Source organism: Actinoplanes sp. NPDC023936 (assembly GCF_040639325.1).
GTDB lineage: Bacteria > Actinomycetota > Actinomycetes > Mycobacteriales > Micromonosporaceae > Actinoplanes.
Genome location: NZ_JBEZZR010000052.1, coordinates 22,132 through 46,184, shown reverse-complemented (window position 1 = coordinate 46,184; position 24,053 = coordinate 22,132). Strand labels below are relative to the sequence as shown.

Below are 24,053 nucleotides of genomic sequence, written 5' to 3'. Positions count from 1 at the left end.
TCGCCGACCCGCCGGCGGCATGCTGTCCAGGCCGGCTGGTCAGCTGGTGGTCGCACTCGATGCCCGCCGGCCGATCCCGACGAGGTCGAGCAGGCCGGCGTGGGTGCGGCCGGCCCGGACCGACAGGCCGGCCGTGTCGCGATACGCGCGGACGATCGTCGCGAGCGCCCGGACGTCGAGGAACGTCATCTCGGTGATGTCCAGGACGTCGCCGGGCCGCAGGGTGCGGGTCAGCGCGGCGAACGCGGCCGCGTTCGACAGGTCCGCCTCCCCGGAGAGCCGCAGCGTCCGCCCGTCCGGGGAACGCCGGTGACGCAGCGGCGCCTCGTGCTCCAGCCCGGCGGGGTGGGCCGCGCAGGCCGCCGTCACCTGTCCGGCCGGGAAGATCTGGGTGTCGTAGTGGCAGACCGCTGTCAGCTGCCCGGTGGTGAACAGCTCGGACGCGCTCTCCTCGAAGCTCACCAGGGCGTCCGGGGCGACGTCGCGCGCCCAGCTCATGTCGATGCTCACCCACAGCCCGGAGTAGCCGTCCGCGAGGGCCCGCCGGGTCGCCGCGGTGTACGCCTCCTCGAGGTGCTCCCTGTCGAACCGGCCGGGCGCCAGGTGAACCCGCCGGCTGTCGCCGACCCGCACCTGGCCGGTGGTCAGCGCCGCGGCGATCGCCGGGCTGCGCCGGCCGAGGCCTCGCTGGAAGCCGTCCAGGCCGTCCCGGTGCGGGTCCCCCGGAAAGATCATCATCTGGGCCTGGTGGGAGAGCGCCCGCTCCGCGACCGTGACGGTCGTCGTGGCGAACTGCGAGGGCAGCGTGAAGGGCGCACCGACGTGGTCTCCCGGCTGTATGGCGAGCACGGCGGCCACCTCCTCGGACGCCCGGTTCCGTTCAGGACGAGTCTGGCCGGTCGATGGACGGCTTGGCCAGCGATGCGGCCCATCGTGAAACCTTCGTGGCCTGCTCAAAACCCGACAGCTCCCGATTGTCCTCACCCCCTTGCGGGTACGGCCTCCGGCGCTCCGCTGCTGGTGGCGGGTCCCGTTGCGGCGGCACGGCGGGCGCCGGCCAGGCAGAGCACCAGCCCGGCCGCGAGCCAGGCCGTCAGGACGATCACCGAGTGCGCCGCGCCGTCGCCGCCGAAGAACGCTGTCGAGCGCAGCAGCTGTCCACCGGCGCCGGGCGGCATCAGCTGACCGAGCGCGCCGGACCAGCCGGGCAGCATCTCCGGCGCGGTGGCGGCGCCGGAGAGCGGGTTGCCGACGAGCATCATGGCGACCGCGCCGAGGCCGAAACCCACGAGCCCGAGCAGGGACTCCAGACCGAGAATGGTCAGCGACGTGGCCGCCAGGGTCAGCCCGATCGCGCCGGCGTTGGCGAGGTAGGAGCCGTCCAGCGAGCCGAGCCAGAACTGCAGGATCGCGGCCATCGCCAGCCCGCCGGTGACGGCGAAGGCGAACGCACCGGCGATCCGCCGGCCGGCACCACGCACCAACCGGGTGAGCAGCACGGCGGCGAGCATGCCGCCCATCACCAGCGGCAGCGCGCCGGCGGCCAGGCCGGCGCCGCGCGGGTCGTCGGCGGGCAGGCTGACGACGTCCCGGACGGCGACGCCAGCGCCGGTGCCGGGCGTCTGAGCTTGCGCCTGGGCCTGGCCGAGCGCGGTGGCGACGCCCTGCAGCGTCTGCGCGACCGAGGCGCTCGCGGCGGTGGCGGTCATCACCTGCGGGCCGCCGGAGCTGACGTCGATCGCGCCGTAGACCTCGCGGTCGCGGATCAGCTGCTCGGCCTCGGCCGGGCCGGCGACCGCGGTGATCTCGAAGGCGCCCGGCAGGCGCTCGTCGAGGGCGGCGCTGACCTGCTGGACGGCGGCGGGCGGGCCGGCGACGGCGATCGGCACGTCGTGCACCGAGGACCGCACCGACGGCCACGCGAACGCGGTGAGCAGCACGCTGATGACGGCGGTGAGCAGGAGGACCGCCCGGGTCACGACCGGCCAGGGGCTTCGAGTATCCATCGGAACTCCTCAAGGAGAATGACTGTTCGCTTTTTATGGTGGTCACACCTCGCTTCCGTTGTCAAGAATGAACGTTCGCTTTACTCTCGGATCATGCCCCGCGTCTCCGAGCAGCACCGAGCCACCCGCCGGGCCGAGATCATCACCGCGGCGGTCCGGCTCTTCGCCACCAACGGATTCCACGCCACCACGATGGCGGACATCATCGGCGCCGCCGGCCTCTCCGCCGGTGCGGTGTACCGCTACTTCAGCAGCAAGGAGGAGCTCATCGCGGCGGTCGCGGAGGAGGCGCTCGCCGCCGCCGACGAGACGTTCCGGGACCTGCTGGCCGACGGCGCCGCGCCCCCGCCCGGACGCGCGCTGGCCGCGATCCTGGCCGCGATAAACGACCGGATCGCCGATCACCCGGCCACCGGCTTCGACCTCACCCGCATCGGCGTCCAGGTCTGGGCCGAGGCGCTGCGCAGCCCCGCCGTCGCCGTCCGCGTCGACGAGGTCTACCGGCGGCTGCGCGGAAACTTCGCCGAGGTCGCCCGCCGCTGGACACTGCCCGCCGGGACCGACCCCGAACAGGTCGGCGCGGCCATGCTCGGGCTGGCGCAGGGGTTCGTCGTGCAACGCCTGCTGCTGGCCGGCACCGACACGACCGGCTACCTCGCCGGCGTCACCGCGCTGCTAGCCCCGGAAGACGGCCGCCATGAATGATCAAGCAGTCGTCCCGCGCGCCGAAACAGACGGTATGACCGCGCACCGCGACCCCGCCGCCCCGGCCACCGGGCGACGCCGCCGGCGGATCACCCGCATCGCGGTACCGGCGCTGATCGCCCTGTTCGCCGTCGAGCTGTACCTCGGCTGGCCGTCCCTGACCTCGGCGCTGGGCCAGCTCACGGCGCCCGACCCCGGCTGGCTGGCCGCCGCGGTCGTCGCCGAGCTCGCGGCCATGGGCACCTACGCCCGCATGCAGCACACCCTGCTGCGCTCCGCCGGGCTGCGCGTGCCGTTGTACCGCAACATCGCCCTCGCCTATGCCGCGCACTCCCTCAACGAGACGCTGCCGGGCGGTCCCGCGTTCTCCACCAGCTTCAACTACCAGCAGCTGCGCCGGTTCGGCGCCACACCCGCGGTCGCCTCCTGGACGATCGCGCTCTCCGGCATCCTGTCCACCACCGCGCTCGCCGTGGTCACCGCGGCCGGCGCTCTGGTCTCCGACGGGAGCCCGCACTGGTACAGCCTCGCCGGCCTGGCCGCGATCATCGTCCTGCTCGTCGCCGGCGTGCAGCGGATCAGCGCCAACCCGGCGATCGCCGACCGGCCGGCCCGCGCGGCGCTGACCCGGCTCAACCGGTTCCGTCACCGGCCCGCCGAGCACGGCCTCGACGCGGTACACGGTTTCGTCGCCCAGCTCGGCGCGGCCCGCCTCACCCCGGGACGCGGGATCGCGGCCGCGGTGTTCGCCGTGCTGAACTGGGGACTCGACGCGGTCTGCCTCTGGATGTGCGTCCGGGCCGTCAGCGATGAGCCGATCAACGCGACGCAGTTGCTGCTCGCGTTCTGCGCCGGGATGGCCGCCGGGACCATCACGATCGTCCCGGGTGGGCTCGGCATCATCGACAGCGCCCTGATCCTGGGCCTGATGGCGGGTGGGATCAGCGCGTCCACGGCGATCGCGGCGGTGGTGCTCTACCGGATCATCAGCTTCGGTTTCATCATCGGCGTCGGCTGGATCTCCTGGCTGATCATGCGCCGCCGCCATCGCCGTTACCTGGAATCCAGCGTGTGAACTTCAGGCACGCTCCGCACCCCAACTCAACACGCACGACAGGAACCACCGCAGCGTGTGAAATTCAGGCACGCTGCGCACCCCAACTCAACACGCACGACCGGGACCACCGCAGCGTGTGAACTTGAGGCACGCTCCGCACCCCAACTCAACACGCACGACCCGGACCACCGCAGCGTGTGAACTTCGGGTGCGCTCCGCACCCCAACTCAACACGCACGACCGGGACCACCGCAGCGTGTGGAGTTGAGGCTCGGAGCGCACCCGAAGTCGACACGCGGGTCAGGTCCATAGGGGGCGCAGCCGGTCGGCCTCCTTCGCCGCCTGGGCGTAACCGGCCTCGGCAGCGGGCCGCCGGCGTGCCGGGTCGAGCACATTGCGGCCGATCGCCGAGCGCGCGCCCGCATCAGGCGCGATCAGGGCGCCGCGCACCTGCGGACCGAGGGCGGCCAGTTGGGCGGCCGGACGCCCGGAGCGCCGCGCCGCCGCCGTGACCGGGGCGATCACCACCACCCTGTCACTGCCGGCGGCCAGATCCACGTTGGCCACCGACCGCACCCCGCCGTCGATGTGCCGCACGCCGTTGATGGTCACCGGCGGCCAGGTCAGCGGGACCGCGCAGCTCGCGGCGACGGCGTCGATCAGCGGGACTCCACTGGACGCGTCGAATACCCGTACCCTCCCGGTCGGGGCCTCGACCGCGACGATGCGCAAGCCGGTCGCCGGCCAGGCGCCCTCCCCGATCCGCCGCGCGATCACCGCCCGGCGTTCCGCCTCCGGCATCGTGCGGGCGCGCAGCGCTCGCCGGCCCAGCCAGGCACGGCCGCGCGCCGGATCGCCGGGCCAGAGCCCGGCCACCGCGAACGCGAGCAGGCCACCGAGACCCATCCGGGCGGCGGCCTCACTGCCCGGGCCGGCGAGCTGCGCCTCGAAAAGATCATTGAGGGGTACGCCCGACAGCACCTGCGCCGCGACCGAGGAACCGGCCGACGTGCCGACGAACAGTCCCGCATCGGTCAGGTCGACGCCACGCTCGGCGAGGCCGTGCAGCAGCCCGATCTCCCAGGCGACCCCGGTCACGCCGCCACCGCCGAGCACCAGCGCCTTGCCCGATTCCGCCATGCATCGATCGTAGTCAGCGCTGTGACGTAAACAACCGTTTACTTCAGCCGCCGCCTGCCGATAATAAGTCAGCAAGTGTTTACTTCTAGCCTCAAGGACACCATGACCCACACCATCGACGAGACCGGAACCGCCGGCCGGGGCACGGGCGGCGGCCTGCTCGTGCTCTACCTGGCGCTGGGCGGTCTGGCGTTCGCGGTCCTGCAGTCGCTGGTCTCGCCCGCGCTGTCCACCATCGGTCACGAGCTCAACGCGTCGACGAGCGACGTCAGCTGGGTGGTCACCGCCTACCTGCTGTCCGCCTCGGTGCTGACCCCGATCCTCGGCCGGCTCGGCGACATCGCCGGCAAGCGCAGGGTCCTGATCGGCGTCCTCGCCACCCTGGCCGCCGGAACCGTTGTCGCCGCGCTCGCCACCGACCTCACCGTGCTGATCGCCGGGCGCGTGCTGCAGGGCGCGGCCGGCGCGATCCTGCCGCTGTCGATCGGCATGGTCCGCGACGAGCTGCCCCGGGAGAAGGTCGCCACCACTGTCGGCCTGATCTCGGCGATCTTCGGTGTCGGCGCCGGTGTCGGCATCGTGGCCGCCGGCCCGATCGTCGAGCACCTCTCCTGGCACTGGCTGTTCTGGCTGCCCCTCGTGCTGGTCCTCATCGCGCTGGTCGGCGCGATCTTCGGCATGAAGGAGTCCCCGGTACGCACCCCCGGCAAGCTGGACGTGGTCGGCGCGTCGATCCTGTCCGTGTCGCTCGTCGCGCTGCTGCTGGCGATCAGCAAGGGCCAGTCCTGGGGCTGGGGCGAGCCGCAGACCATCGGCCTGCTCGCCCTCGGTGCCGTCGGCCTGGTCGTCTTCGTCGGAGTCGAGCTGCGGGTCAAGGAGCCGCTGATCGACATGAAGCTCATGAGGATCCGCGGCGTGTGGGCCACCGACCTGGTCGCGCTGATCCTCGGCTTCGCGATGTTCGGCACCTTCCTGCTGGTCCCGACGCTGCTCCAGCTCCCCGAGGCGACCGGTTACGGCTTCGGCAAGTCGGTCTCCCAGGCCGGCCTGTTCCTGCTGCCCACCGTCGTCATGATGGTGGTGTTCGGCCCGCTCGCCGGCATCCTGAACCGCAAGTACGGCCCGAAGCTCCCGATGTTCCTCGGCGCCGTCTTCGTGGTCGTCGCGTTCGCCCTCCCGGCCCTCGCCCACGGCGAGATCTGGCAGGTCCTGGCATCCGGGATCCTGACCGGCGCGGGCATCGGCTTCGCCTTCGCGGCGATGTCCAACGCGATCATCGAAAGCGTCCCGGCCGCGCAGACCGGCGAGGCCACCAGCGTCAACACGATCGCCCGGACCATCGGCAGCAGCATCGGCACCGCGGTGGTCGCGGCGGTCATCACCTCCAACACCACCCCGCAGGGCCTGCCCACCGACAGCGCCTTCACCAGCGGTTTCTGGGTCTGCGCCGCGGTCGCGGTCCTCGCTGTCGCCGCCGCGCTCGCCCTGCCGTCCGCGCACCGGCGGCACGAGCAGGCCGTCCGGGCCGGGGTCAGCGACCTGCCGCCCGAGCCCGACGAGATCCACCTGCTGCACCGCAGCAACGCCTGAGGTCTCCGATGCCGTGAGGGCCGCGACGCGCGGCCCTCACGCGTGGACGACGTGCCCGACGCGCGGCGCGGTGCGCCCCTGAAAGACCTCCAGCCAGGCACTGCGCAAGTCTTCCGGCCCGGCGCCGGTCCGCACGTCGACCCATCCGGCGGCCGCCTCGGCGAACCGCTGCCAGGCCTCCGCGAACCGCTGATCCAAGCCCTCCCGGCCCCAGTCCCCGCGCCTCTTGCGCATCTGCACCGGCGCGAAGAACACCTCGCCCGCCGCCTCGGCGTTCGGCGTCTGGGTGGTGAGCCCCACCGCGATGTCCCGGACGAGGCGGTCACCGAGGCGGTGGCGCAGCGCGGCCCGGGTCTCCGGTGAACCGGACAGATCCAGATAGACCGACGGCGCCACCGTGAGCGCGTCGACCTGGTCGTAGGTCAGCACGTCGTCGTAGCAGCCCAGCGCCTCGGTGAAACCGACGTTGCCCGGCGAGGTCAGCCCGATCAGGCGGCGGCCACGACCGTGCAGCTCGAACGCGGCGGCGTACCCGGTCTTGCTCGACGCCGACGACAGGATCAGCTGGTCCGCGCCGTAGAACGCGTTGTCGGCGACCTGGTCCGCCAGCATGAACGACGTGAAGAACAGCGGCCGGAACAGCACCAGCAGATCCTCCTGGTCCGCCCGGTACGCGGGGTCGCCGGCCGTCGACCGGTACACGTTGTACGGCGACGGGAGATCCGCCCGATGCGCGGCGGCGTCCCGGAACCCGGTCCCGTCGACCCGCTCCGGTCGCACCACCAGGTGACCGGCCGGCGGCAGATAGCCGTAGACCCGCTGGCCGACCTCCACGCCCGGCACCGTCGACGCGGCCACCTCGGCGAACCCCCACAGCGGCGGAAGTCCCCACTCCGGACCGAGACCGGACCGCTCGCCGGGGAAGAACTGCCAGTACCGCATGGACTCGCCGAGCACGGCATAGGTCACGTTGTTCGCGGTCAGGCCGACCCGGTCCACCCGCAACAGCGCCTCCCCGTCGGCGAGCGCGGGGACGGCCGTCTCGGCCAGCGTGGTGCGGCCGAGGTCGTCGCGAGCAACGGCGAAGGTCCAGGAAGCAGGCATGCCGCGACGTTATTGCACGAGAAGTGCAAAAACCATAGTCGTACGGAAATACGTAATTACGTTATCCTGTCGGTGTGAGTGATGCCGATCGTCTCGCCGCGCTCGAACAGCGCGTGGCAGCCCTCGAGGAGACCCTCCGGGCTCCCCGCGCCACGGGCACGCCCGACCCGGAGGTCTTCTGGGCGCTCGACGGCCTGCTGTCCCGGGTCGGCGACCCCGGCGCTGTCCTGATCACCGGGCACGTGACGCTGCCCGACGGCCGCGCCGCGCGGTGGCAGGAGAGCGCCGGCACCGAGGAACTCGTCGACGGCGACTGGTCACAGCACGTCGCGGCGCTCGCCGCGCTCGCGCACCCGGCCCGGATCCGCCTGCTCCAGCAGGTGCTGCGCGGCGCGAGCACCGCCAACGACCTGATCCGGGTCGACGGCATGGGCACCAGCGGGCAGGTCTATCACCACCTGCGCCAGCTGGTCGCCGCCGGCTGGCTGCACACGACCGGCGGCGGTCGGTACGAGGTGCCGGTCGCCCGTGTCATCCCCCTGCTGACCACATTGCTGGGAGCCCGCCGATGAAACGCTCGATCGCCCGCTGGCAGACCTGGTGGTGGCGGCTCTTCGTCGTGATCGTCATCGCCTTCACCGTCCTGCCCGTCCCGAAACCGTACGACCTGGCGCTCATGGCCGCGCCGCTCGCGCTGGCCTTCGTGCGGCCCCCGCGCTCCACCAGACCAGCCGTCGACCTCGATCCGCCGGTGCGGGGACGCTGGGTGGCGCTCAACAGCCCCGGCACCGCGGTGCCCAGCCACGGGGTCCGGGCGTACGGGCAGACGTACGCCGTCGACCTGCTGCAGCCGTCCGCCGACGCTGCCACGTCGATCGGCTGGTCGTTGCGGACGCGCGCGCCGCGGACGTACCCGTGCTTCGGCGCCCCGGTCCTGTCCATGGCGCCGGGAACCGTGGTGCGCGTGACCGACCGGCAGCGCGACCACCGCAGCCGGGACACCTGGCCGGCGCTGATCTGGATGATGACGGTCGAGGCGTTCCTCCGGGAACTGGCCGGGGTCTCCGGCATCCTCGGCAACCACATCATCGTCGAACACGACGACGGGACCTACGCGGTCTACGCCCACCTCCGCCGCGGATCGGCAGCGGTCCGCGCCGGCGAGCGGGTCCCGGCCGGCCGGCAGCTCGCGGCGGTCGGCAACACCGGCAACACCTCCGAGCCGCACCTGCACGTCCAGCTCATGGACGCGCCGCGGCCGACCGCGGCGGCCGGCGTCCCGATGCGCTGGCCCGCGCTGATCACCGACGATGCCGAGATCGACGCGCGGTGGGCCACCGGCGAGGCGAAGGCCACGGCCCTGCCGGGCTTCCCGCGCAACGGCCAGATCCTCGAGACGGCCGCCGCGCAGGACCCGCGCGGATAGAGCCGGCCACGGCGCGAGTGAGCCGGCCACGGCGCAGTGATCAGATCGCGGCGGCGGCGGAGAGCACGGCTCCGGCCAGCAGCACCGCTCCGGTTGCCACGCCGATCACCGCGCTCGGCGTCAGGGACCGGGCGCGGGCGACCGGGACCCGCGCCAGCGACGCCACCGTGATCAGCGCGGCACCGCAGCCGAGGGCGAGGGCGCAGCCGGGGGCGTTCGGTGGCGCAGTCGCTGGTCACCGCCGTGCGAGCCGTAGCCGGCGCAGGAATCCGGCCATGATTACCGGCCTACGCTACGGCCGGGCGAAGCGAGCCGTAGGCGAGAACGGTTATCCGGCCATGATTACCGGCCCACGCTACGGCCGGGCAAAGCGAGCCGTAGACGAGAACGGTTATCCGGGCTTGATCACATGGATGGGCTACGGCTGGGCCGACGCGTTCCAAGATCTGCGAGGCGAGGCGAGGCGAGGCGAGGGGCGAGGCGAGGGGCGAGGCACAGGGCGGGGCACGGCAAGGAGCAGGGGCGAGGCACGGCGCGGCGCAGGGGCGGGGGCACGGCGCAGGCGCAGGGGCGGGGGCACGGCGCAGGCGCAGGGGCAGGAGCACGGCACCGGGGGGAGGGCTCAGGCCGCGACCGGGGCGGCCACCTCGTAGGAATGAGTGCCGGCGCGCTTCGCCGCGTACATCGCCAGGTCGGCGCGGCGTAGCAGGTCACCGGCGCCGCCCGGGGACAGCGCCACCCCGATGCTGCAGCGCAACGTCAGCTCCCTGCCCTCGAAGAGGACCGGCTCGCGCATCGCGGCGACGATCCGTTCGGCCGTCCGGCGGGCGAGCTCGTCGTCACCGGGCAGCACCACGCCGAACTCGTCGCCGCCGAAGCGGCCGACCGAGGCCTCCTCCCCGGCGTTGTCCCGCAGGACCCGCGCGGCCGCGATCAGCAAGGCGTCACCCGCGTCATGCCCATGATGGTCGTTGACCTGCTTGAACCCGTCGAGGTCCACGAAGAGCACGGCGGTCTCCCCCGCAGCGCACGCGTCGTCCAGGGCGCGGCCGAACGCCGCCCGGTTGCGGAGCCCGGTCAGCTGGTCGTGGCTGGCCGCGTACGCCAGGCGCTGTTGACTTGTCTTGCGGTCGTGGATGTCACGCAGGTTGGCCAGGTGACCCACGATCTCCGGGTCGGTGGTGAGGTCGCGGACCCGCGCCTCGGCCCACCGGTAGCTGCCGTCCGGGGACAGCAGCCGGAACTCGATCTGCCGGAACGGCGGGGCGAGGGCGTCCGGCTCGGGCCGGATCAACCAGCGGTCGTCCGGGTGCACGCGGGCCAGCAGGGTCGCCGAGTCGGCCTCGTCCGGTTCCAGGCCGACGAGGCCGCGGACGGCCGGGCTGACGTAGGACAGGGCGCCGCCGCGGTCCCAGACAGCGATCATGTCGGCGGACTCCTGGATCATGATGCGGAACCGGCGTTCGGCGGCGATCGCGGCCGCTTCGGCCCGTTCGCGCTGCTCCCCCGCGATGCCGACGTTGCGGGTCAGCAGCACGCAGAGCGCGGTCACCCCGATCGCGATCACCGGCGCCGAGTGGCCGGGCAGGTAGGTGCCGGCCCAGCCGAGGGCGGTCGCGGCTTCCCCGCCGATCGCGCAGAGGATGGTCCAGAGCACCCCGGAGCGCCACACGCCCGGCCCGGAGAGCCGCATCTGCAACGCCGCCACCAGGGCGAGCCCGCAGAGCATCACGGAACCCCAGCCGGTGCCGTAGACGAACGCCGCGCCGGTCAGCATGAGCAGCGCCATCCGCAGGTTCGCCCGGCGGGTCAGGTCCCCACCGGCGAGCCGGCGCTGCACGGCCGGCTGCTGCTGCAACGCGCCGAGAACGCCGAAGACCAGGCACCACACGGGCGTGTCACCGCCGTACCCGAGCAGGTACATGGTCAGGTACGCGACGATCACCACGGCGGCTTCGAGGCTGTGCATCAGCAACACCGTGGTCAGATCGGCGTTCTCCGGGGCGGCATGAGAAGCTTCCGGGCGTGATGTCATCCGAGCCGGCCGCACCGGCCCGACGCGGGCGCGGGCGGCCCGGGCACGACCAGGCGACGGTTCTGCGGACCGCGGTGGGACTGTTCAACCGGCGGGGCTACGACGCGACGAGCATCGGTGATCTCGCCGCCGAGCTGGGTGTCACGAAGTCGGCGATCTACCACCACGTCGCCGGCAAGGAGGACCTGCTGCGGCTGGCGCTGGACGACGCCCTCGACGAGCTGACCGCGGTGGTGTCGGCGGCGGTCAGCGACGGCGGCGCCGGAGCGTACGACCGGCTGCGCGGGGTGGTGCGGCGCTCGGTGGAGGTGCTGGCCGCTCACCAGCCGGCGGTGACGCTGCTGCTGCGGGTGCGGGGCAACACGCCGGTCGAGCTGGCGGCGCTGAAACGGCGCCGCTGGCTGGACGATCAGCTCGCCGGCCTGGTGCGCGCGGCGATCGCCGAGGGCGCCCTGCGCGACGACGTCACGCCGGAGCTGGTCAGCCGGCTGCTGTTCGGCATGGTGAACTCGCTGGTCGAGTGGTACCGCCCGGGGGGAACCTACGACACGGCCACTGTCGCGGACGCCATCGTGTCGATAGCGTTCGACGGCCTGGCGAAGCGGTGAAACCGGGGGCCGAACGACACCGGGGGCCGAAAGACCCCCGGCGACGAACCCGGATCACACGCGGGACACCGCGTGGATCTCGCCCGAGCACCCCGACCCGGTGACGCTGGCGGACGCCGGAACCGGCACCACCAGGGCGACGATGATGGCGGACATGACACACAAAGCTTTTCGCATTTCTTCCCCCGTTGTAGCGAAGCGAGCGCTCCAGCGAGTCTAAAACGGGATCAGACGGACATCCCGGTTACCGGAAAGATCAGGCGTCGTAGTCCACCGTCACGGTGTCGGTGACCGGAAAGCTCTGACATGTCAGGACGAACCCGGCGGCGAGCTCGGACGGCTCCAGAGCATAGTTCCGCCGCATGTCCACCTCACCCTCACGCACCAGCGCCCGGCACGTCCCGCACACCCCGCCCTTGCAGGCGAACGGCAGGTCCGCCCGGCTGGCCTGGGCGCCGTCCAGGATCGTGGTGCTCTGCGCGACGGTGGCGGTGGCCTTGCGCCCGTCCAGGATCGTGGTGAGCGCGGTGACCGCCCCGGTCATCTCGGCTGCGGCGCGGCGGGGCTGCGGCGGGGGCTCGTCGACGTAGAAGAGCTCGACGTGGATCCGGGAGGCGGCCACTCCCAGCGCGGTCAGCACGGCGCGGGCGTCCTCGATCATCGCCAGCGGCCCGCAGAGCCAGACGTGGTCGAACGTCTCGGCCGGGATCACGTCGCGCAGCAGCCGGCGCAGCCGATCGGCGTCGAGCCGGCCGGAGAAGAGTTCGACGTCCCGGGGCTCACGGGACAGCACGTGGGTGACCTGCAGCCGCGGCCCGTACCGGTTCTTCAGGTCGCCGATCTCCTCGGCGAACATCACGGTGTTGCTGGCCCGGTTGCCGTAGAGCAGCGACACCCGCGCGTCCGGATGGGTCAGGACCGTCGCCGCGATCGACAGCAGCGGCGTGATGCCGGATCCGGCGGCGATCAGCAGGTGCCGTTCGCCGCCGGCCGGGTCGGCGTCCCAGGCGCCGGTCGGTGTCTGCACCTCGATCCCGGTTCCCGGGGTGACGTCGTGGACCAGCCAGCTGGAGAAGACGCCGTCCGGGATCTCCCGGACCCCGATCCGGGGCGCCGCGCCCACCGGCGCGCAGATCGAGTAGGACCGGCGTTCCTCCCGGCCGTCGATCACCCGGCGCACTGTGAGCGACTGCCCGGCCCGGAACGCGTAGGCGTCGCTCAGCTCGCCGGGCACCGCGAACGTCACAGCGACAGCGTCGTCGCAGAGCCGTTCGACCGCCGCGACCCGCAGCGTGTGGAAGGCGGACCGTGTCACTAGATCTCCTTGACGTGGTCGAAGGGTTCCAGGCAGTCCCCGCACCGATAGAGCGCCTTGCATGCGGTCGATCCGAATTCAGACACGATCCGGGTACGGGCTGAGCCGCACCGCGGACACCTCACCTCGCGGCGCGACGGCCCGAGCGTGAGCGGGACGGGCCCGGTCCGGTGCGCCGCGGGACCGGGTGGGGAGAGTCCCGCCTCGCGCAGCGCCGCCCGCCCGGACTCGGTGATCCAGTCGCTGGACCAGGCCGGTTCGAGGACGACCCGGACGACGACCCGCGGGAACCCGGCGTCGGTGAGCCGGTGCACGAGGTCGTCGCGCATGGTGGCCATGGCCGGGCAGCCCGAGTAGGTCGGGGTGATCGACGCGACCACCACGTCACCGTCGACCCGCACGTCGCGCAGCACCCCGAGGTCGGCGAGGGTCAGCATCGGCATCTCCGGGTCGCGCACCTCGGCGGCGACGGCGGCGGCCCGCTCCCGGACGTTCACCATCGGCCGTTCGGGTGGGCGCGGGCGACCACCTGCATCTCGGCGAGCATCCGGCTGAGCGCCTCGGTGTGCAGGCCGTCGCGCCCGGTGCGCCCGCGCACCCCGGGCGTCCCGGGCCGGGGCACGTCGGCGACGGCGAGGACCTGGTCCAGGACGACGTCGGCCTCGGCGCGGACGCTGCCCGGATCGACACCGACGCCCAGGCCGGCCAGGGACAACTCGACCGGGTGCGGCGTGAACAGCTCGTCGTGCAGCGGCCAGAGCCGGTCGAGCGCGGCGAGCAGCCGCCGGCGGGACTCGTCGGTGCCCTGCGCGCAGGTGACGAACCAGCGGCCGGCCCAGTCCCGGTGGTACGTGAGTTCCTTGACGCCCTTGGCGGCGACCGCGGCGAGCACCGCGTCGGCGCTGTCGCGGAGCCGCGACAGGACCGCCAGGCGGGCGTTGGCGAACAGCAGCAGCCGCACGACGACGTGCGCGAAGTCGCCGTTGGGGACCTCGGCCATCCGGACGTTGCGGAACTGCTCCGCCGCGCGGAAGAACGCCAGCGCGTCCTCCGCCGGCACCGGTGAGCCGGCCGGCAGCGCCGGCACGCACGCCGGGTCGGCGGCCGCCGCCCGGGCGAGCAGCAGCCGGGCCTGGCCGAGCAGGTCGAGGGCCATGTTCGCCAGCGCGATGTCCTCCTCCAGCTCGGGGGCGCGGCTGCACCACTCGGCCAGGCGCTGGGACAGCACGAGGGTGTCGTCGCCGAGCATCAGGCAGTAGGTGGCGAGCTGGGTGGCGTCGATCCCGGCCGGGACGCTGGTGTCGACGCCGGCGAGCGGGTCCTCGAAGTCGGTGCCGAACGCCCACTGCGACGAGTCGCCGCCGAGCAGGCCGTCGTAGACGCTGTCGTTCATCGCGGGCTCTCTCACATGTGGGGGACGTCGGCGGGGATCTCGTAGAACGTGGGGTGGCGGTAGACCTTGTCGCCGTTCGGGGCGAACAGCGGGTCCTTCTCGTCCGGGCTGGACGCGGTGATCGCGTCGGCGCGGACCACCCAGATGCTCACGCCCTCGTTGCGCCGGGTGTAGACGTCGCGGGCGTGCCGCAGCGCGAGCGCGTCGTCGGGCGCGTGCAGCGAGCCGACGTGCACGTGGTTGAGGCCGCGCTTGCTCCGGACGAACACCTCGTAGAGCGGCCAGTCCCGCCGGTCCGCGGTCATCGGCCGGCCGCCTCGGCGCTCCGAGCGGCGGTGCGAGCCGCGAAGGCGGTGGCGGCTTCCCGTACCCAGGCGCCGTCGTCGTGCGCGGCGCGGCGGTGCGCCATCCGCTCGGCGTTGCACGGTCCGTTGCCGCGGATCACCGCGGTCAGCTCGTCCCAGTCGGGTTCACCGAAGTCGTAGTGGCCGCGCTCGTCGTTCCAGCGCAGCGCCGGGTCGGGCAGTGTGACGCCGAGCGCCTCGGCCTGCGGCACGGTCATGTCGACGAACTTCTGCCGCAGCTCGTCGTTGGAGTTGCGCTTGATGCCCCAGGCCATCGACTGCTCGCTGTTGGGCGACTTGTCGTCGGGCGGGCCGAACATCATCAGCGACGGCCACCAGAACCGGTCGACGGACTCCTGCACCATCGCGCGCTGCTCGCCGGTGCCGCCCATCATCGTCATCAGCAGCTCGTAGCCCTGCCGCTGGTGGAAGGACTCCTCCTTGCAGATCCGGATCATCGCCCGGCCGTACGGGCCGTAGGAGGTCCGGCAGAGCGGCACCTGGTTGCAGATGGCGGCGCCGTCGACGAGCCAGCCGATCGTGCCGACGTCGGCGTAGGAGAGCGTCGGATAGTTGAAGATCGAGGAGTACTTCTGCCGGCCGGTGATCAGCAGCTCGACGAGTTCGGAGCGGGCGACGCCGAGGGTCTCGGCGGCCGAGTAGAGGTAGAGCCCGTGCCCGGCCTCGTCCTGCACCTTGGCGAGCAGGATCGCCTTGCGCCGCAGGGAGGGGGCCCGGCTGATCCAGTTGCCCTCCGGCTGCATGCCGATGATCTCCGAGTGCGCGTGCTGGGCGATCTGCCGGATCAGCGTCTTGCGGTAGGCGTCGGGCATCCAGTCACGTGGCTCGATGCGATCGTGGCGGGCGATCGTGGCATCGAAAGCCGCCTGCATCGTCGTCATGGTCCCTCCGCACGGATTTACTTAACGATCGGTCTGTAATACGGTGACACGGACTCCCCTCCCACGCAACCGCCCACTGAAGGAACTGAAGGAGTAGCCGTGCTGGAGAGCTACGCCGCCGGACGCTGGTTCCGCGCCGCCGACGAGGGCGAACCCCTGCGGGACCCCGCCACCGGTGAGGAGGTCGCGCGGATCTCGAGCCGCGGGCTGGATGTCGCCGCGATGGTCCAGCACGCCCGGCAGACCGGCGGCCCGGCGCTGCGGGCGCTGACCTTCCACCAGCGCGCCGCCATCCTGAAAGCGGTGGCCAAGCAGCTGATGGCCGGCAAGGACGAGTTCTACGCGCTCTCCGTGCGGACCGGCGCGACCAGCCGGGACACCGCGGTGGACGTGGACGGCGGCATCGGCACGCTGTTCAGCTTCGCCGGCAAGGGCACCCGCGAGCTGCCCAACGACACGATCGTCCTGGACGGCGCCGTCGAGCGTCTCGGCAAGGGCGGCACCTTCGTCGGGCAGCACATCTACACGTCACGGCCGGGCGTGGCCGTACAGATCAATGCTTTTAACTTCCCGGTCTGGGGGATGCTGGAGAAGCTGGCGCCGGCGTTCCTGGCCGGGCTGCCAACGATCGTGAAACCCGCCAGCCAGACGGCGTATCTGACCGAGCTGGTGGTCCGCCGGATCATCGAGTCCGGGCTGCTGCCGGAGGGCAGCCTGCAGCTGATCGCCGGCAGCGCCGGAAGCCTCCTGGACGAGCTGGACACGCAGGACTCGGTGGCCTTCACCGGCTCGGCGCACACCGCCGGCATCCTGCGCCGCCACCCGAACGTGATCGACGGCGGGGTGCGGCTCGGCGTCGAGGCGGACTCGCTGAACTGCTCCATCCTCGGCCCCGACGTGCGCGCCGGCGACCCGGAGTTCGACCTGTTCATCAAGGGCGTCGTCGCCGAGATGACGGTCAAGGCCGGCCAGAAGTGCACAGCGATCCGCCGCGTCATCGTGCCGTCGCAGCTCGCCGGCCAGGTCGAGGACGCCCTCGCCGCCCGCCTCGCGAAGATCACCGTGGGCGACCCGCGCGACCCCGAGGTGCGGATGGGGCCGCTCGCCAGCGTCGGCCAGCGCAACGAGGTGTTCAAGGCGGTCGAGTCGCTGCGGGCCAGCTCCGAGATCATCATCGGTTCCCTGGAGGAGCGTGGCGCCTTCTTCGACCCGCTCGTGCTGCGGGCCGCGCCGGGCGCCGCCGAGCCGCACAACGTCGAGCCGTTCGGGCCGGTCAGCACCGTGCTGACCTACGACGGCCTGAACGAGGCCGTCGCCCTGGCCGCCCGCGGCAGGGGCAGCCTGGTCGCCTCGGTCGCCACCCACGACCCGGACGTCGCCCGCACTGTCGTTCTCGGTCTCGCCCCCTGGCACGGCCGGGTCCTGGTGCTCGACCGCGACGACGCGAAGGAGTCCACCGGCCACGGCTCCCCGCTGCCCATGCTGGTCCACGGCGGTCCCGGCCGGGCCGGCGGCGGCGAGGAGCTCGGCGGGATCCGCGCGGTCCTGCACCACCTGCAGCGCACCGCGATCCAGGCCTCCCCCGACCTGCTCACCGCGGTCACCGGGCAGTGGACGGCCGGCGCGAACCAGCGCGTCGAGGACGTCCACCCGTTCCGCAAGAGCCTCGCCGACCTGCGGATCGGCGACACCGTCAAATCCGGGGTACGCGTCGTGAGCCTCGCCGACATCGAGCACTTCGCCGAGTTCACCGGCGACACCTTCTACGCGCACACCGACGCCGAGGCGGCGGCCCGCAACCCGCTCTTCGGGGGCATCGTCGCCCACGGATACCTGGTCGTGTCGCTGGCCGCCGGCCTCTTCGTCGAGCCGTCACCGGGACCGGTCCTCGCCAACTACGGCGTCGACAACCTGCGCTTCCTCACCCCGGTGAAGGCCGGCGACGCGATCGCTGTGACGCTGACCGTCAAGCAGATCAAGCCGCGCGACACCGCCGATTACGGCGAGGTCCGCTGGGACGCGGTGGTGACCAACCAGAACGGCGAGGCGGTCGCCACCTACGACGTGCTCACCCTGGTCGCCAAGACCTGGCCGGTCAGCGACTGACGGTACCGGCGAGCCAGCCCGCGGTCCGAGCGATGATCTCCGGGAAGTGGTGCGAGAGGATCTCGTAGTGCTGCCCGGGGTACTCGATGAGTTCCTTGGGCTCGGGGATCCGCCCGTACATCTCGCGCGCCTCCTCGACCGGCGCGACGGTGTCCTGCGCCGCGAGGACCATCAGCGTGGGCGCGGTGATGCGCTCGGCGTAGGCGCGCACCTCCATCTCGAACAGGTGGTCCAGGGTGGAGACGGTGATCGCGTTCCGGAAGCTCGGCTGGTCGTGGATCATGTTCTCGACGAATTCCAGGCCCTCCTCGTCGCTGAACATCACCGGGTCGCCGGGTGCCGGCTTGCCGTGCAGCCGGATCGTCGCGGCCGGCTCGCCCCGCAGCTGCGCCTGCCGGTCGGCGGGGATGAGCGCCTCCAGTTCGGCGAGCGTCCCGGCCGGCTGAAGCTGCCGGGCGGACCAGCCGCTGACCGGCGGGATCACCGCGACGACGGCCCGGATCCGCCGGTCCGTCGCGGCGGTGAAGAGCGAGTTCGCGCCGCCGATGCTGATCCCCCACAGCGTGATGCGATCGGCGTCGACGTCGTCGCGCACTGTCAGATGGGTCACCACGTGGCGCAGGTCGCGGCACTGCTGCCACGGGTCGAACAGCTGGCGCGGCTCGCCCTCGCTGTAACCGGTGCAGCGGTGGTCGTAGAGCAGGCAGGCCAGCCCGGCGTCGGTGAAGCCCTGCGCGATGCCGTACAGCGACTCGGCCGGGCCGCCGAGCCCGCTCTGGATGATGACGACCGGCAGGCGGGTCCCCGCGCTGTCGTCGGGCCGGAACAGCCTGCCGCGCAGGGCCAGGCCGTCCACCGGGAACGTGACGTCTTCGTGGATCACTGTCTTTCCTTACTGTCTGGTCGGGTAGATCTCGTCGGGCTGGAAGCCGGCGCCGGCCGAGCGGGGGTCGATGGCGGCCCGCAGGATCGGGAAGACCTCGGCCCGCAGGTCGGCCTCGTACGCGGCGATCGCGTCCACCAGCGGCACCTCGCCGGTGGCCGCCCGCCGCAGGGCGCGGGCCAGGGCGGCGGCGTCGCGCAGGGCGGTGTTGCCGCCGGCGCCGAAGTTCGGCGGCATCGCGTGGATGGCGTCGCCGAGCAGCGTGACCGGGCCGGGCGTCCAGGGCTCGGCCGGCCGGAGGTGGCGGATCGACGCCGGGAAGATCGACGCGGGATCGACGTGCTCGACCAGGCCGGCCAGGTCCGGGTGCCAGCCGCGCGCGGCGGCGCGCATCAGGTCGTGCCGGGCCGGCGCGTCGCTGCCCCAGAGCTCCTCGTCGCTGCGCCGCAGCGGGCTGTCCGGGGTGATGCTGACGTTGATCATGAGATAGGGCTCGACCGGGTCGATGGCGGCGCCCGGCGCGAGCTCGGCGGCGGCGTCGGCGACCGGGCGGCGCGGGTCGTACAGGCCGTAGGCGAAGATGACGCCGTCCGGTCCGGCGGCGACGGCGAACCCGTCGTGCATCGCGTCCGGCAGCGCGGGGGCCAGGCCGGCGGTGAGCGGGGCCAGGGCGTAGAGGCAGCGCACACCGGTGTCGACGACCGGCACCTCGGGCAGCAGCTGGGCGCGGACCGCGGAATTGATGCCGTCCGCGCCGACCAGCACGTCACCGGTCGCGGAGCCACCGTCGGCGAAGTGCAGCCGGACGCCGTCCGCCTCGGTGGTGAAGCCGGTGACCGTGTGCCCGAAGTGCAGGGCGTCGTCCAGGCCGACGGCCATGATCTGGCGCAGGGTGCGCCGGTTGACCGCGGTGTCCGGACGGGCCGGGTCGTCGGCCACGCCGATGTGCGGGCGGGCGCCGACCTCGGCGCCCTGATGGTCCAGCTCGACCATCACCTCGCGGCGCGGCGGTGTGCGCGAGGTCTGGGCGTACAGCTCGTGGAGTGGTTCCGGCAGGCACTGCCGCAGGGCCCGGCCGCCCTCGCCGTTCATGTGCAGGCGGTAACCGCCCTGGGCGAGAGCCGGTGAGCTCTCGTAGAGCGCGAAGCTGATCCCGGCCCGGCGCAGACCCTGGGCCAGGCAGAGTCCGCCGATGCCTCCACCGGCGATGAGAACGTGCGGTCGCGACGACAAGGTCGCCTCCTTGTTTCGTGTGCGTTACGGCACACTCTGATCCCCGCCACCGCCATCGGGAAGACCGAAATACCCTATGGTCTGCATAGACGTCATCGATATCACCGGTGGGAGCCGACGCCGTGGGCCTGGACCTCAACCTGCTCATCTCCCTCGATGCCCTGCTGCGCGAGCGAAGCGTGACCAGGGCTGCTCAGCGGCTCGGGCTCACCCAGCCGACGCTGAGCGCGGCGCTGGCCCGGCTGCGCCGGCACTTCGGTGACGAGCTGCTGGTCCGGGCCGGCAACAGCTACGAGCTGACCCCCCTCGCGGAGCGCCTGACCGAGAGCACGGCGCAGGCGCTCAGCTGGACCGATCGCGTGTTCCGGACCCAGCCGGGATTCGACGCGGAGCACGCCGACCACGAGTTCACGCTCGTGCTCACCGACGGGCACCTCGCCACGTTCGGCCGCGTGCTCGCCGACCTGGTGCGTGCGCAAGCCCCCGGGGTACGGCTCCGGTTCGTGCACAGCAACCAGGAGATCGTGCAGGGACCCGTGGACGGGCTGCGACCGGTGGACGGCATCCTGCTCCCGCAGGGGCTGCTGGCGAAGGTGCCCGCGCTGGACCTTTACGAGGACCGCTGGATGTGCGTCGTCTCGGCCGGCGCCGGCTCGGGCGCGCTGACCCGGGACGACCTCGCGACCCGCCCCTGGGTGATCCCCTACCACTACGCGCCGCTGGTCTCCGGGCCCGTGCACCAGCTGCGGGCCCGCGGCATCGAGCCGCGCATCGACATCTCCCTGGAGGGTTTCCTCCCGGTGCCCTACCTGGTCGCCGGCACCGACCGCATCGGCGTGCTCCCCGGCCGGGCCGCCGAGCTGATCGAACCCGGCATCGGCGCGGTCGTCGTCGAGCCGCCGTTCAGCCTCGGCCCGCTGGTGGAGACACTCTGGTGGCATCCCATGCACGACCGCGACCCGGCTCACCTCTGGTTGCGTCAGATCGCCACCGAGGCGGGGCAGGTACTCGCGCAACCGTCCTGATTGACTTGTCGCATGATCGAGCGACTGGAGTCCGTGGCGCAGGCGCTGGGCAGCCGGGTGGTGAGCACGTCCAGGCTGGCCGGCGGGTTCTCGCACGAGACGCTGCTGGTCACGCTCGCCGATCGACGGGTGGTGGTGCGCTTCGGCGGGTCGGACCCGGCGATCGAGGCCGGGGTGATGGCCGCCGCCCGGCGGCACGTGCCGGTTCCGGAGGTTCTGCTGGTCACGCCGTCGGCCACGGTCATCGAGTACGTGGAGGGTGTCGTCCTGAGCGACGTCCTGGCCGGTGACCTCGGCCGGCGCGAGGCAGCCGAGCTGGGCGCCGAAGTCGGCCGGACCGTCGCCGGGGTGGCGCGGGTCGAGTTCGGGCGGCGGGGGTTCTTCACCGGCGCGAGCCTGGACGTCGCCGAGGAGCGGCCCTGGTCGGAGCAGCTCGCCGAGGTGGCCGAGCACTGCATGAGCGCGGCGCCCGCCGGGCGGCTCGACGCCGAGACCCGGCGCGGCTGGGTGAAACTGTGCGCCGTTCACGCGCGAGCGTTGCGGGAGATCGACTGGCACACCCGGCTCGTGCACTCCGACATCAATCCGAAAAACATTCTGGTGGCCCGGCTTGACAGCGGCTGGGAAGTGCGTTCCCTGCTCGACTGGGAGTTCAGCTATTCCGGCAGCCCATATGCCGACGCCGCCAACATGGCCCGGTTCAGCGACGATTATCCCGCGGGATTCCGGGACGGCTTCCGGGACGGCTTCGCCGGGAATCAGAGCCTGCCGGTCGCCGCGGACTGGGCCTACCTGGGCGATGTGCTGGACATGTTCGCGCTCAGCGACCTGACCACCCGCCCGGTCGGGCACATCGTCGCGGACCGGGCTGCCGAACACATCCGGAGGCTGGTCAGATCACAGTTCGGCCGTACCGTCAAGAATTGATTTTCAAAGGAGAGATGCGAGACCGCCCGGAATCGCAAGAGAATTGAGGCAACCGTCTCTCCGGTTGGCATTTTCCGCGTTTATGGATTTAGCCTTCTGCGATGCGCAGGGACTCTGATTCGCACCACACGTCTGCCATCGCCGAGGAGCAGGAGTTTCTCGACCGGGCCACGGCCCGGCGCGATCGGCTCGCCGAGCATCTGCGGGCGGAGCTCGCGGCGGACCCCACCGACGCGGTCGAGCGGGCCCGGCAGCGGATGCTGCGCGCGCAGCACGAGGAGCTGCGGCGGGCGCGGGAAGGCCTGGTCTTCGGCCGGATCGACGCCGTGGACGGCACCGTGCGGCACGTCGGCCGGATCGGGCTGCGGGCGTCGGACGACAACGCCGACGCCGACGCCGACAACGCCGCCGACGCCGAACCGCTGCTGCTGGACTGGCGTGCGGCCGCGGCCCGGCCGTTCTACACCGCGACGGCCGTCGACCCGCAAGGTCAGGCCCGCCGCCGCCACATCCGCACCACCGGATCCGTCGTCCTCGGCGTCGACGACGAGCCCCTGGACGGCGCCGCGGGCGCCGGCCTCGTCGGCGAGGGCGCCCTGCTCGCCGCGCTCGACCAGCGCCGCACCGGCCGGATGTCCACGGCGATCGCCACGCTGCAGCGCGAACAGGACGACATCATCCGGGCCGAGGCGACCGGCCCGCTGATCGTGCAGGGCGGTCCGGGCACCGGCAAGACCGTGGTGGCCCTGCACCGGGTCGCCTACCTGCTCTTCACCCACCGGCAGATGGCCGACCAGGCGGTTCTGGTGCTCGGGCCGTCCGATCGGTTCCTCGACTACATCGCCCAGGTGCTGCCCGCGCTCGGCGAGACCGCCGTGGTGTCGGCGACCTGCGACACGCTGGTGCCCGGCGTCCGGGTGGAGCGTGCCGAGAGCCGGCGCCTCGCCGAGATCAAGGGACGGGCGGTGTGGCAGGAGACGCTCGAGCGGTACGTCACCTCGCTGTTCCCACCGGCCCGCGACCTGCGACTGCGGTGGGAGGGCGAGTTCACCGTCATTCCGGAGTCGGCTGTCGCGCAGGCGCTCGCCTCGGCGGTGCAGGGCCGCCCGTACCATCGGGCTCGTGCGGTCTTCGCCGACCAGCTGCATCACCTCCTCGCCGAGGCGATCGCGGAGCAGCGTGAGACGCTGCTGGCGGAGATGGAGCAGGGGTACGAGGACATCCTCGCCCGCTTCGACAGCAGCAACGGCGTCGACGGCGGCGGCGCGGTGGACGGCCTGCTCTCCGAGGAGGAGATCGAGGAGCTGGGCGAGCGGATCGCCGCCGACCCGGTCATCGCGCGGTTCGTCGAGGCGTTCTGGCCCACCCGGGAGCCGGGGCGGCTGCTGCGCGGCCTGCTGTCCGACCCGGCGCTGCTGGCCACGTTCGCCCCGTCGCTGTCGCCGGCCGAGATCGCCGCCGTCGCCGGCGAACCCGGCGGCTGGTCGTCCAGCGACATCCCGCTGCTCGACGCGACAGCCGACCTGCTGGGCGACCAGGTCTCCGCACCGGACGGCGAGCTGGTCGCCGACCGCGCCCGGCGGCAGCGCGACTGGGTGTACGGGCACGTCGTCATCGACGAGGCGCAGGAGCTCTCCGAGATGCAGTGGCAGATGGTGCTGCGGCGCTGCCCCAGCCGATCCATCACCGCGGTCGGCGACATCGACCAGGCGGAGGCGGCGCACCAGCACACCAGCTGGGCGCAGGCGGTGCGGGCCGCGCTCGGCGACAGGTGGACCGCCGCCGAGCTGACCATCTGCTACCGGACACCGCGCGAGGTCATGGCGCTCACCGGCCCGGTGCTGGCGAAAGCCGGCAGCCGCAACGCTCCGCCGCGGGCCGTGCGCTCGTCCGGCATCGAGCCGTGGGAGCTCACGGCAACCCCGGACGAGACCCCCGGCGCGGCGCTCCAGGCGGTGCGGGAGCTGCGGGAACGCTGGACCGGCGGCACCGTCGGCGTGGTCGCGCCCGCCGGACGCGTCGCCGGGCTGCGGGAGGTGCTGGCCGACGTGCCGGTGCTGACCGCCACCCAGGCGAAGGGCCTGGAGTGGGACGCGACACTGGTCGTCGACCCGGACGGCATCGCCGCCGAGCCCCGCGGCTGGAACGGGCTGTACGTGGCCCTGACCCGGTGCACACAGGAACTCGGTCAATTGACGGTCGTGTACGGTCGGTGAACTGGGGTATCCCGGTACGGGCGACAGCCACCACCCCA

The 24,053-nt window shown here is 72.5% G+C and carries 23 protein-coding genes; 10 read left to right on the top strand and 13 right to left on the bottom strand.

What is annotated here, in order from left to right; all coding sequences use genetic code 11:
- Positions 1-39: 39 nt before the first annotated feature.
- Together AB0F72_RS38510 and AB0F72_RS38505 are read right to left on the bottom strand one after the other, a co-directional pair.
- Positions 40-849: an MEDS domain-containing protein gene (locus AB0F72_RS38510; RefSeq protein WP_360442873.1), complete on the bottom strand. Its 810-nt coding sequence runs from the start codon at positions 847-849 to the stop codon at positions 40-42.
- A gap of 131 nt (positions 850-980) precedes the next feature.
- The gene (locus tag AB0F72_RS38505) at positions 981-2,006 is read right to left on the bottom strand and encodes a hypothetical protein (protein WP_360442870.1); all 1,026 of its coding nucleotides are present in this window, start codon (positions 2,004-2,006) and stop codon (positions 981-983) included.
- A gap of 93 nt (positions 2,007-2,099) precedes the next feature.
- Between AB0F72_RS38505 and AB0F72_RS38500 the strand changes: the two genes are divergently transcribed.
- The gene (locus AB0F72_RS38500; RefSeq protein WP_360442867.1) at positions 2,100-2,711 is read left to right on the top strand and encodes a TetR/AcrR family transcriptional regulator; all 612 of its coding nucleotides are present in this window, start codon (positions 2,100-2,102) and stop codon (positions 2,709-2,711) included.
- Positions 2,704-3,786 (top strand): YbhN family protein, encoded by a 1,083-nt coding sequence (locus tag AB0F72_RS38495; protein ID WP_360442864.1) that lies wholly within the window; start codon positions 2,704-2,706, stop codon positions 3,784-3,786. Before AB0F72_RS38500 ends, AB0F72_RS38495 begins: the two co-directional genes overlap by 8 nt.
- A gap of 282 nt (positions 3,787-4,068) precedes the next feature.
- Here AB0F72_RS38495 and AB0F72_RS38490 read toward each other — a convergent pair whose 3' ends face one another.
- A complete protein-coding gene (locus AB0F72_RS38490) occupies positions 4,069-4,908 on the bottom strand; it encodes a patatin-like phospholipase family protein (RefSeq protein WP_360442861.1) in 840 nt (279 codons plus the stop codon).
- A gap of 102 nt (positions 4,909-5,010) precedes the next feature.
- Here AB0F72_RS38490 and AB0F72_RS38485 point away from each other — a divergent pair, with 102 nt between their 5' ends.
- Positions 5,011-6,498, top strand: a complete 1,488-nt coding sequence (locus tag AB0F72_RS38485; protein WP_360442858.1) for an MFS transporter — start codon at positions 5,011-5,013, stop codon at positions 6,496-6,498.
- A 36-nt stretch (positions 6,499-6,534) separates the two neighbouring features.
- Here AB0F72_RS38485 and AB0F72_RS38480 read toward each other — a convergent pair whose 3' ends face one another.
- Positions 6,535-7,602: a DUF2855 family protein gene (locus AB0F72_RS38480; RefSeq protein WP_360442855.1), complete on the bottom strand. Its 1,068-nt coding sequence runs from the start codon at positions 7,600-7,602 to the stop codon at positions 6,535-6,537.
- A 74-nt stretch (positions 7,603-7,676) separates the two neighbouring features.
- Between AB0F72_RS38480 and AB0F72_RS38475 the strand changes: the two genes are divergently transcribed.
- Both AB0F72_RS38475 and AB0F72_RS38470 read left to right on the top strand, forming a co-directional pair.
- Positions 7,677-8,174 (top strand): ArsR family transcriptional regulator, encoded by a 498-nt coding sequence (locus AB0F72_RS38475; protein WP_360442852.1) that lies wholly within the window; start codon positions 7,677-7,679, stop codon positions 8,172-8,174.
- On the top strand, positions 8,171-9,028 hold the full coding sequence (locus tag AB0F72_RS38470; protein WP_360442849.1) for a M23 family metallopeptidase: 858 nt from the start codon (positions 8,171-8,173) through the stop codon (positions 9,026-9,028). Before AB0F72_RS38475 ends, AB0F72_RS38470 begins: the two co-directional genes overlap by 4 nt.
- Positions 9,029-9,068: 40 nt before the next feature.
- Here the strand turns inward: AB0F72_RS38470 and AB0F72_RS38465 are convergent, their stop codons facing one another.
- Together AB0F72_RS38465 and AB0F72_RS38460 are read right to left on the bottom strand one after the other, a co-directional pair.
- The gene (locus AB0F72_RS38465) at positions 9,069-9,194 is read right to left on the bottom strand and encodes a hypothetical protein (protein WP_360442847.1); all 126 of its coding nucleotides are present in this window, start codon (positions 9,192-9,194) and stop codon (positions 9,069-9,071) included.
- A gap of 456 nt (positions 9,195-9,650) precedes the next feature.
- Entirely contained in the window at positions 9,651-10,997 is a 1,347-nt protein-coding gene (locus tag AB0F72_RS38460; RefSeq protein ID WP_360442844.1) for a diguanylate cyclase, read from the bottom strand.
- A gap of 59 nt (positions 10,998-11,056) precedes the next feature.
- Here AB0F72_RS38460 and AB0F72_RS38455 point away from each other — a divergent pair, with 59 nt between their 5' ends.
- Positions 11,057-11,671, top strand: coding sequence for a TetR/AcrR family transcriptional regulator (locus tag AB0F72_RS38455; RefSeq protein ID WP_360442894.1), 615 nt, complete (start codon positions 11,057-11,059; stop codon positions 11,669-11,671).
- A gap of 256 nt (positions 11,672-11,927) precedes the next feature.
- Here AB0F72_RS38455 and paaE read toward each other — a convergent pair whose 3' ends face one another.
- The 5 genes from paaE to paaA form a co-directional block, all read right to left on the bottom strand.
- Positions 11,928-12,986 carry a 1,2-phenylacetyl-CoA epoxidase subunit PaaE gene (paaE, locus tag AB0F72_RS38450; RefSeq protein WP_360442841.1) on the bottom strand — a complete coding sequence of 353 codons (1,059 nt, stop codon included), beginning with the start codon at positions 12,984-12,986 and terminating at the stop codon, positions 11,928-11,930.
- The gene (paaD, locus tag AB0F72_RS38445; RefSeq protein WP_360442838.1) at positions 12,986-13,486 is read right to left on the bottom strand and encodes a 1,2-phenylacetyl-CoA epoxidase subunit PaaD; all 501 of its coding nucleotides are present in this window, start codon (positions 13,484-13,486) and stop codon (positions 12,986-12,988) included. The genes paaE and paaD overlap by 1 nt, the downstream gene beginning before the upstream one ends.
- Positions 13,480-14,235 (bottom strand): 1,2-phenylacetyl-CoA epoxidase subunit PaaC, encoded by a 756-nt coding sequence (gene paaC / locus AB0F72_RS38440; RefSeq protein WP_360442891.1) that lies wholly within the window; start codon positions 14,233-14,235, stop codon positions 13,480-13,482. Before paaC ends, paaD begins: the two co-directional genes overlap by 7 nt.
- Positions 14,236-14,390: 155 nt before the next feature.
- Complete coding sequence (gene paaB / locus AB0F72_RS38435) at positions 14,391-14,684, bottom strand: 1,2-phenylacetyl-CoA epoxidase subunit PaaB (RefSeq protein ID WP_360442835.1); 294 nt, start codon at positions 14,682-14,684, stop codon at positions 14,391-14,393.
- Positions 14,681-15,616 (bottom strand): 1,2-phenylacetyl-CoA epoxidase subunit PaaA, encoded by a 936-nt coding sequence (paaA, locus tag AB0F72_RS38430; protein ID WP_360442887.1) that lies wholly within the window; start codon positions 15,614-15,616, stop codon positions 14,681-14,683. The genes paaB and paaA overlap by 4 nt, the downstream gene beginning before the upstream one ends.
- Before the next feature lie 108 nt (positions 15,617-15,724).
- Between paaA and paaZ the strand changes: the two genes are divergently transcribed.
- Positions 15,725-17,731 (top strand): phenylacetic acid degradation bifunctional protein PaaZ, encoded by a 2,007-nt coding sequence (paaZ, locus tag AB0F72_RS38425; RefSeq protein ID WP_360442832.1) that lies wholly within the window; start codon positions 15,725-15,727, stop codon positions 17,729-17,731.
- Here the strand turns inward: paaZ and AB0F72_RS38420 are convergent.
- Together AB0F72_RS38420 and AB0F72_RS38415 are read right to left on the bottom strand one after the other, a co-directional pair.
- Positions 17,721-18,614: an alpha/beta fold hydrolase gene (locus AB0F72_RS38420; RefSeq protein WP_360442829.1), complete on the bottom strand. Its 894-nt coding sequence runs from the start codon at positions 18,612-18,614 to the stop codon at positions 17,721-17,723. The genes paaZ and AB0F72_RS38420 overlap by 11 nt on opposite strands.
- Before the next feature lie 9 nt (positions 18,615-18,623).
- Entirely contained in the window at positions 18,624-19,847 is a 1,224-nt protein-coding gene (locus tag AB0F72_RS38415) for an FAD-dependent monooxygenase (protein ID WP_360442826.1), read from the bottom strand.
- A gap of 107 nt (positions 19,848-19,954) precedes the next feature.
- Between AB0F72_RS38415 and AB0F72_RS38410 the strand changes: the two genes are divergently transcribed.
- The 3 genes from AB0F72_RS38410 to AB0F72_RS38400 all read left to right on the top strand — a co-directional run bounded on the left by AB0F72_RS38410 (position 19,955) and on the right by AB0F72_RS38400 (position 24,015).
- The gene (locus AB0F72_RS38410) at positions 19,955-20,872 is read left to right on the top strand and encodes a LysR family transcriptional regulator (RefSeq protein ID WP_360442823.1); all 918 of its coding nucleotides are present in this window, start codon (positions 19,955-19,957) and stop codon (positions 20,870-20,872) included.
- Between the two features lie 12 nt (positions 20,873-20,884).
- Entirely contained in the window at positions 20,885-21,799 is a 915-nt protein-coding gene (locus tag AB0F72_RS38405; protein ID WP_360442820.1) for a phosphotransferase, read from the top strand.
- 101 nt (positions 21,800-21,900) lie between these two features.
- Complete coding sequence (locus AB0F72_RS38400; RefSeq protein ID WP_360442818.1) at positions 21,901-24,015, top strand: UvrD-helicase domain-containing protein; 2,115 nt, start codon at positions 21,901-21,903, stop codon at positions 24,013-24,015.
- Positions 24,016-24,053 lie beyond the last annotated feature (38 nt).

What these genes read in the sequence shown, in the direction of transcription:
- AB0F72_RS38505 (WP_360442870.1), bottom strand. Translation starts at nt 2,006, where the DNA reads ATGGATACTCGAAGCCCCTGGCCGGTCGTGACCCGGGCGGTCCTCCTG.
- AB0F72_RS38500 (WP_360442867.1), top strand. Translation starts at nt 2,100, where the DNA reads ATGCCCCGCGTCTCCGAGCAGCACCGAGCCACCCGCCGGGCCGAGATC.
- AB0F72_RS38495 (WP_360442864.1), top strand. Translation starts at nt 2,704, where the DNA reads ATGAATGATCAAGCAGTCGTCCCGCGCGCCGAAACAGACGGTATGACC.
- AB0F72_RS38490 (WP_360442861.1), bottom strand. Translation starts at nt 4,908, where the DNA reads ATGGCGGAATCGGGCAAGGCGCTGGTGCTCGGCGGTGGCGGCGTGACC.
- AB0F72_RS38485 (WP_360442858.1), top strand. Translation starts at nt 5,011, where the DNA reads ATGACCCACACCATCGACGAGACCGGAACCGCCGGCCGGGGCACGGGC.
- AB0F72_RS38480 (WP_360442855.1), bottom strand. Translation starts at nt 7,602, where the DNA reads ATGCCTGCTTCCTGGACCTTCGCCGTTGCTCGCGACGACCTCGGCCGC.
- AB0F72_RS38470 (WP_360442849.1), top strand. Translation starts at nt 8,171, where the DNA reads ATGAAACGCTCGATCGCCCGCTGGCAGACCTGGTGGTGGCGGCTCTTC.
- AB0F72_RS38460 (WP_360442844.1), bottom strand. Translation starts at nt 10,997, where the DNA reads ATGCACAGCCTCGAAGCCGCCGTGGTGATCGTCGCGTACCTGACCATG.
- AB0F72_RS38455 (WP_360442894.1), top strand. Translation starts at nt 11,057, where the DNA reads ATGTCATCCGAGCCGGCCGCACCGGCCCGACGCGGGCGCGGGCGGCCC.
- paaD (WP_360442838.1), bottom strand. Translation starts at nt 13,486, where the DNA reads ATGGTGAACGTCCGGGAGCGGGCCGCCGCCGTCGCCGCCGAGGTGCGC.
- paaC (WP_360442891.1), bottom strand. Translation starts at nt 14,235, where the DNA reads ATGCTCGGCGACGACACCCTCGTGCTGTCCCAGCGCCTGGCCGAGTGG.
- paaB (WP_360442835.1), bottom strand. Translation starts at nt 14,684, where the DNA reads ATGACCGCGGACCGGCGGGACTGGCCGCTCTACGAGGTGTTCGTCCGG.
- paaA (WP_360442887.1), bottom strand. Translation starts at nt 15,616, where the DNA reads ATGCAGGCGGCTTTCGATGCCACGATCGCCCGCCACGATCGCATCGAG.
- AB0F72_RS38405 (WP_360442820.1), top strand. Translation starts at nt 20,885, where the DNA reads ATGATCGAGCGACTGGAGTCCGTGGCGCAGGCGCTGGGCAGCCGGGTG.
- AB0F72_RS38400 (WP_360442818.1), top strand. Translation starts at nt 21,901, where the DNA reads ATGCGCAGGGACTCTGATTCGCACCACACGTCTGCCATCGCCGAGGAG.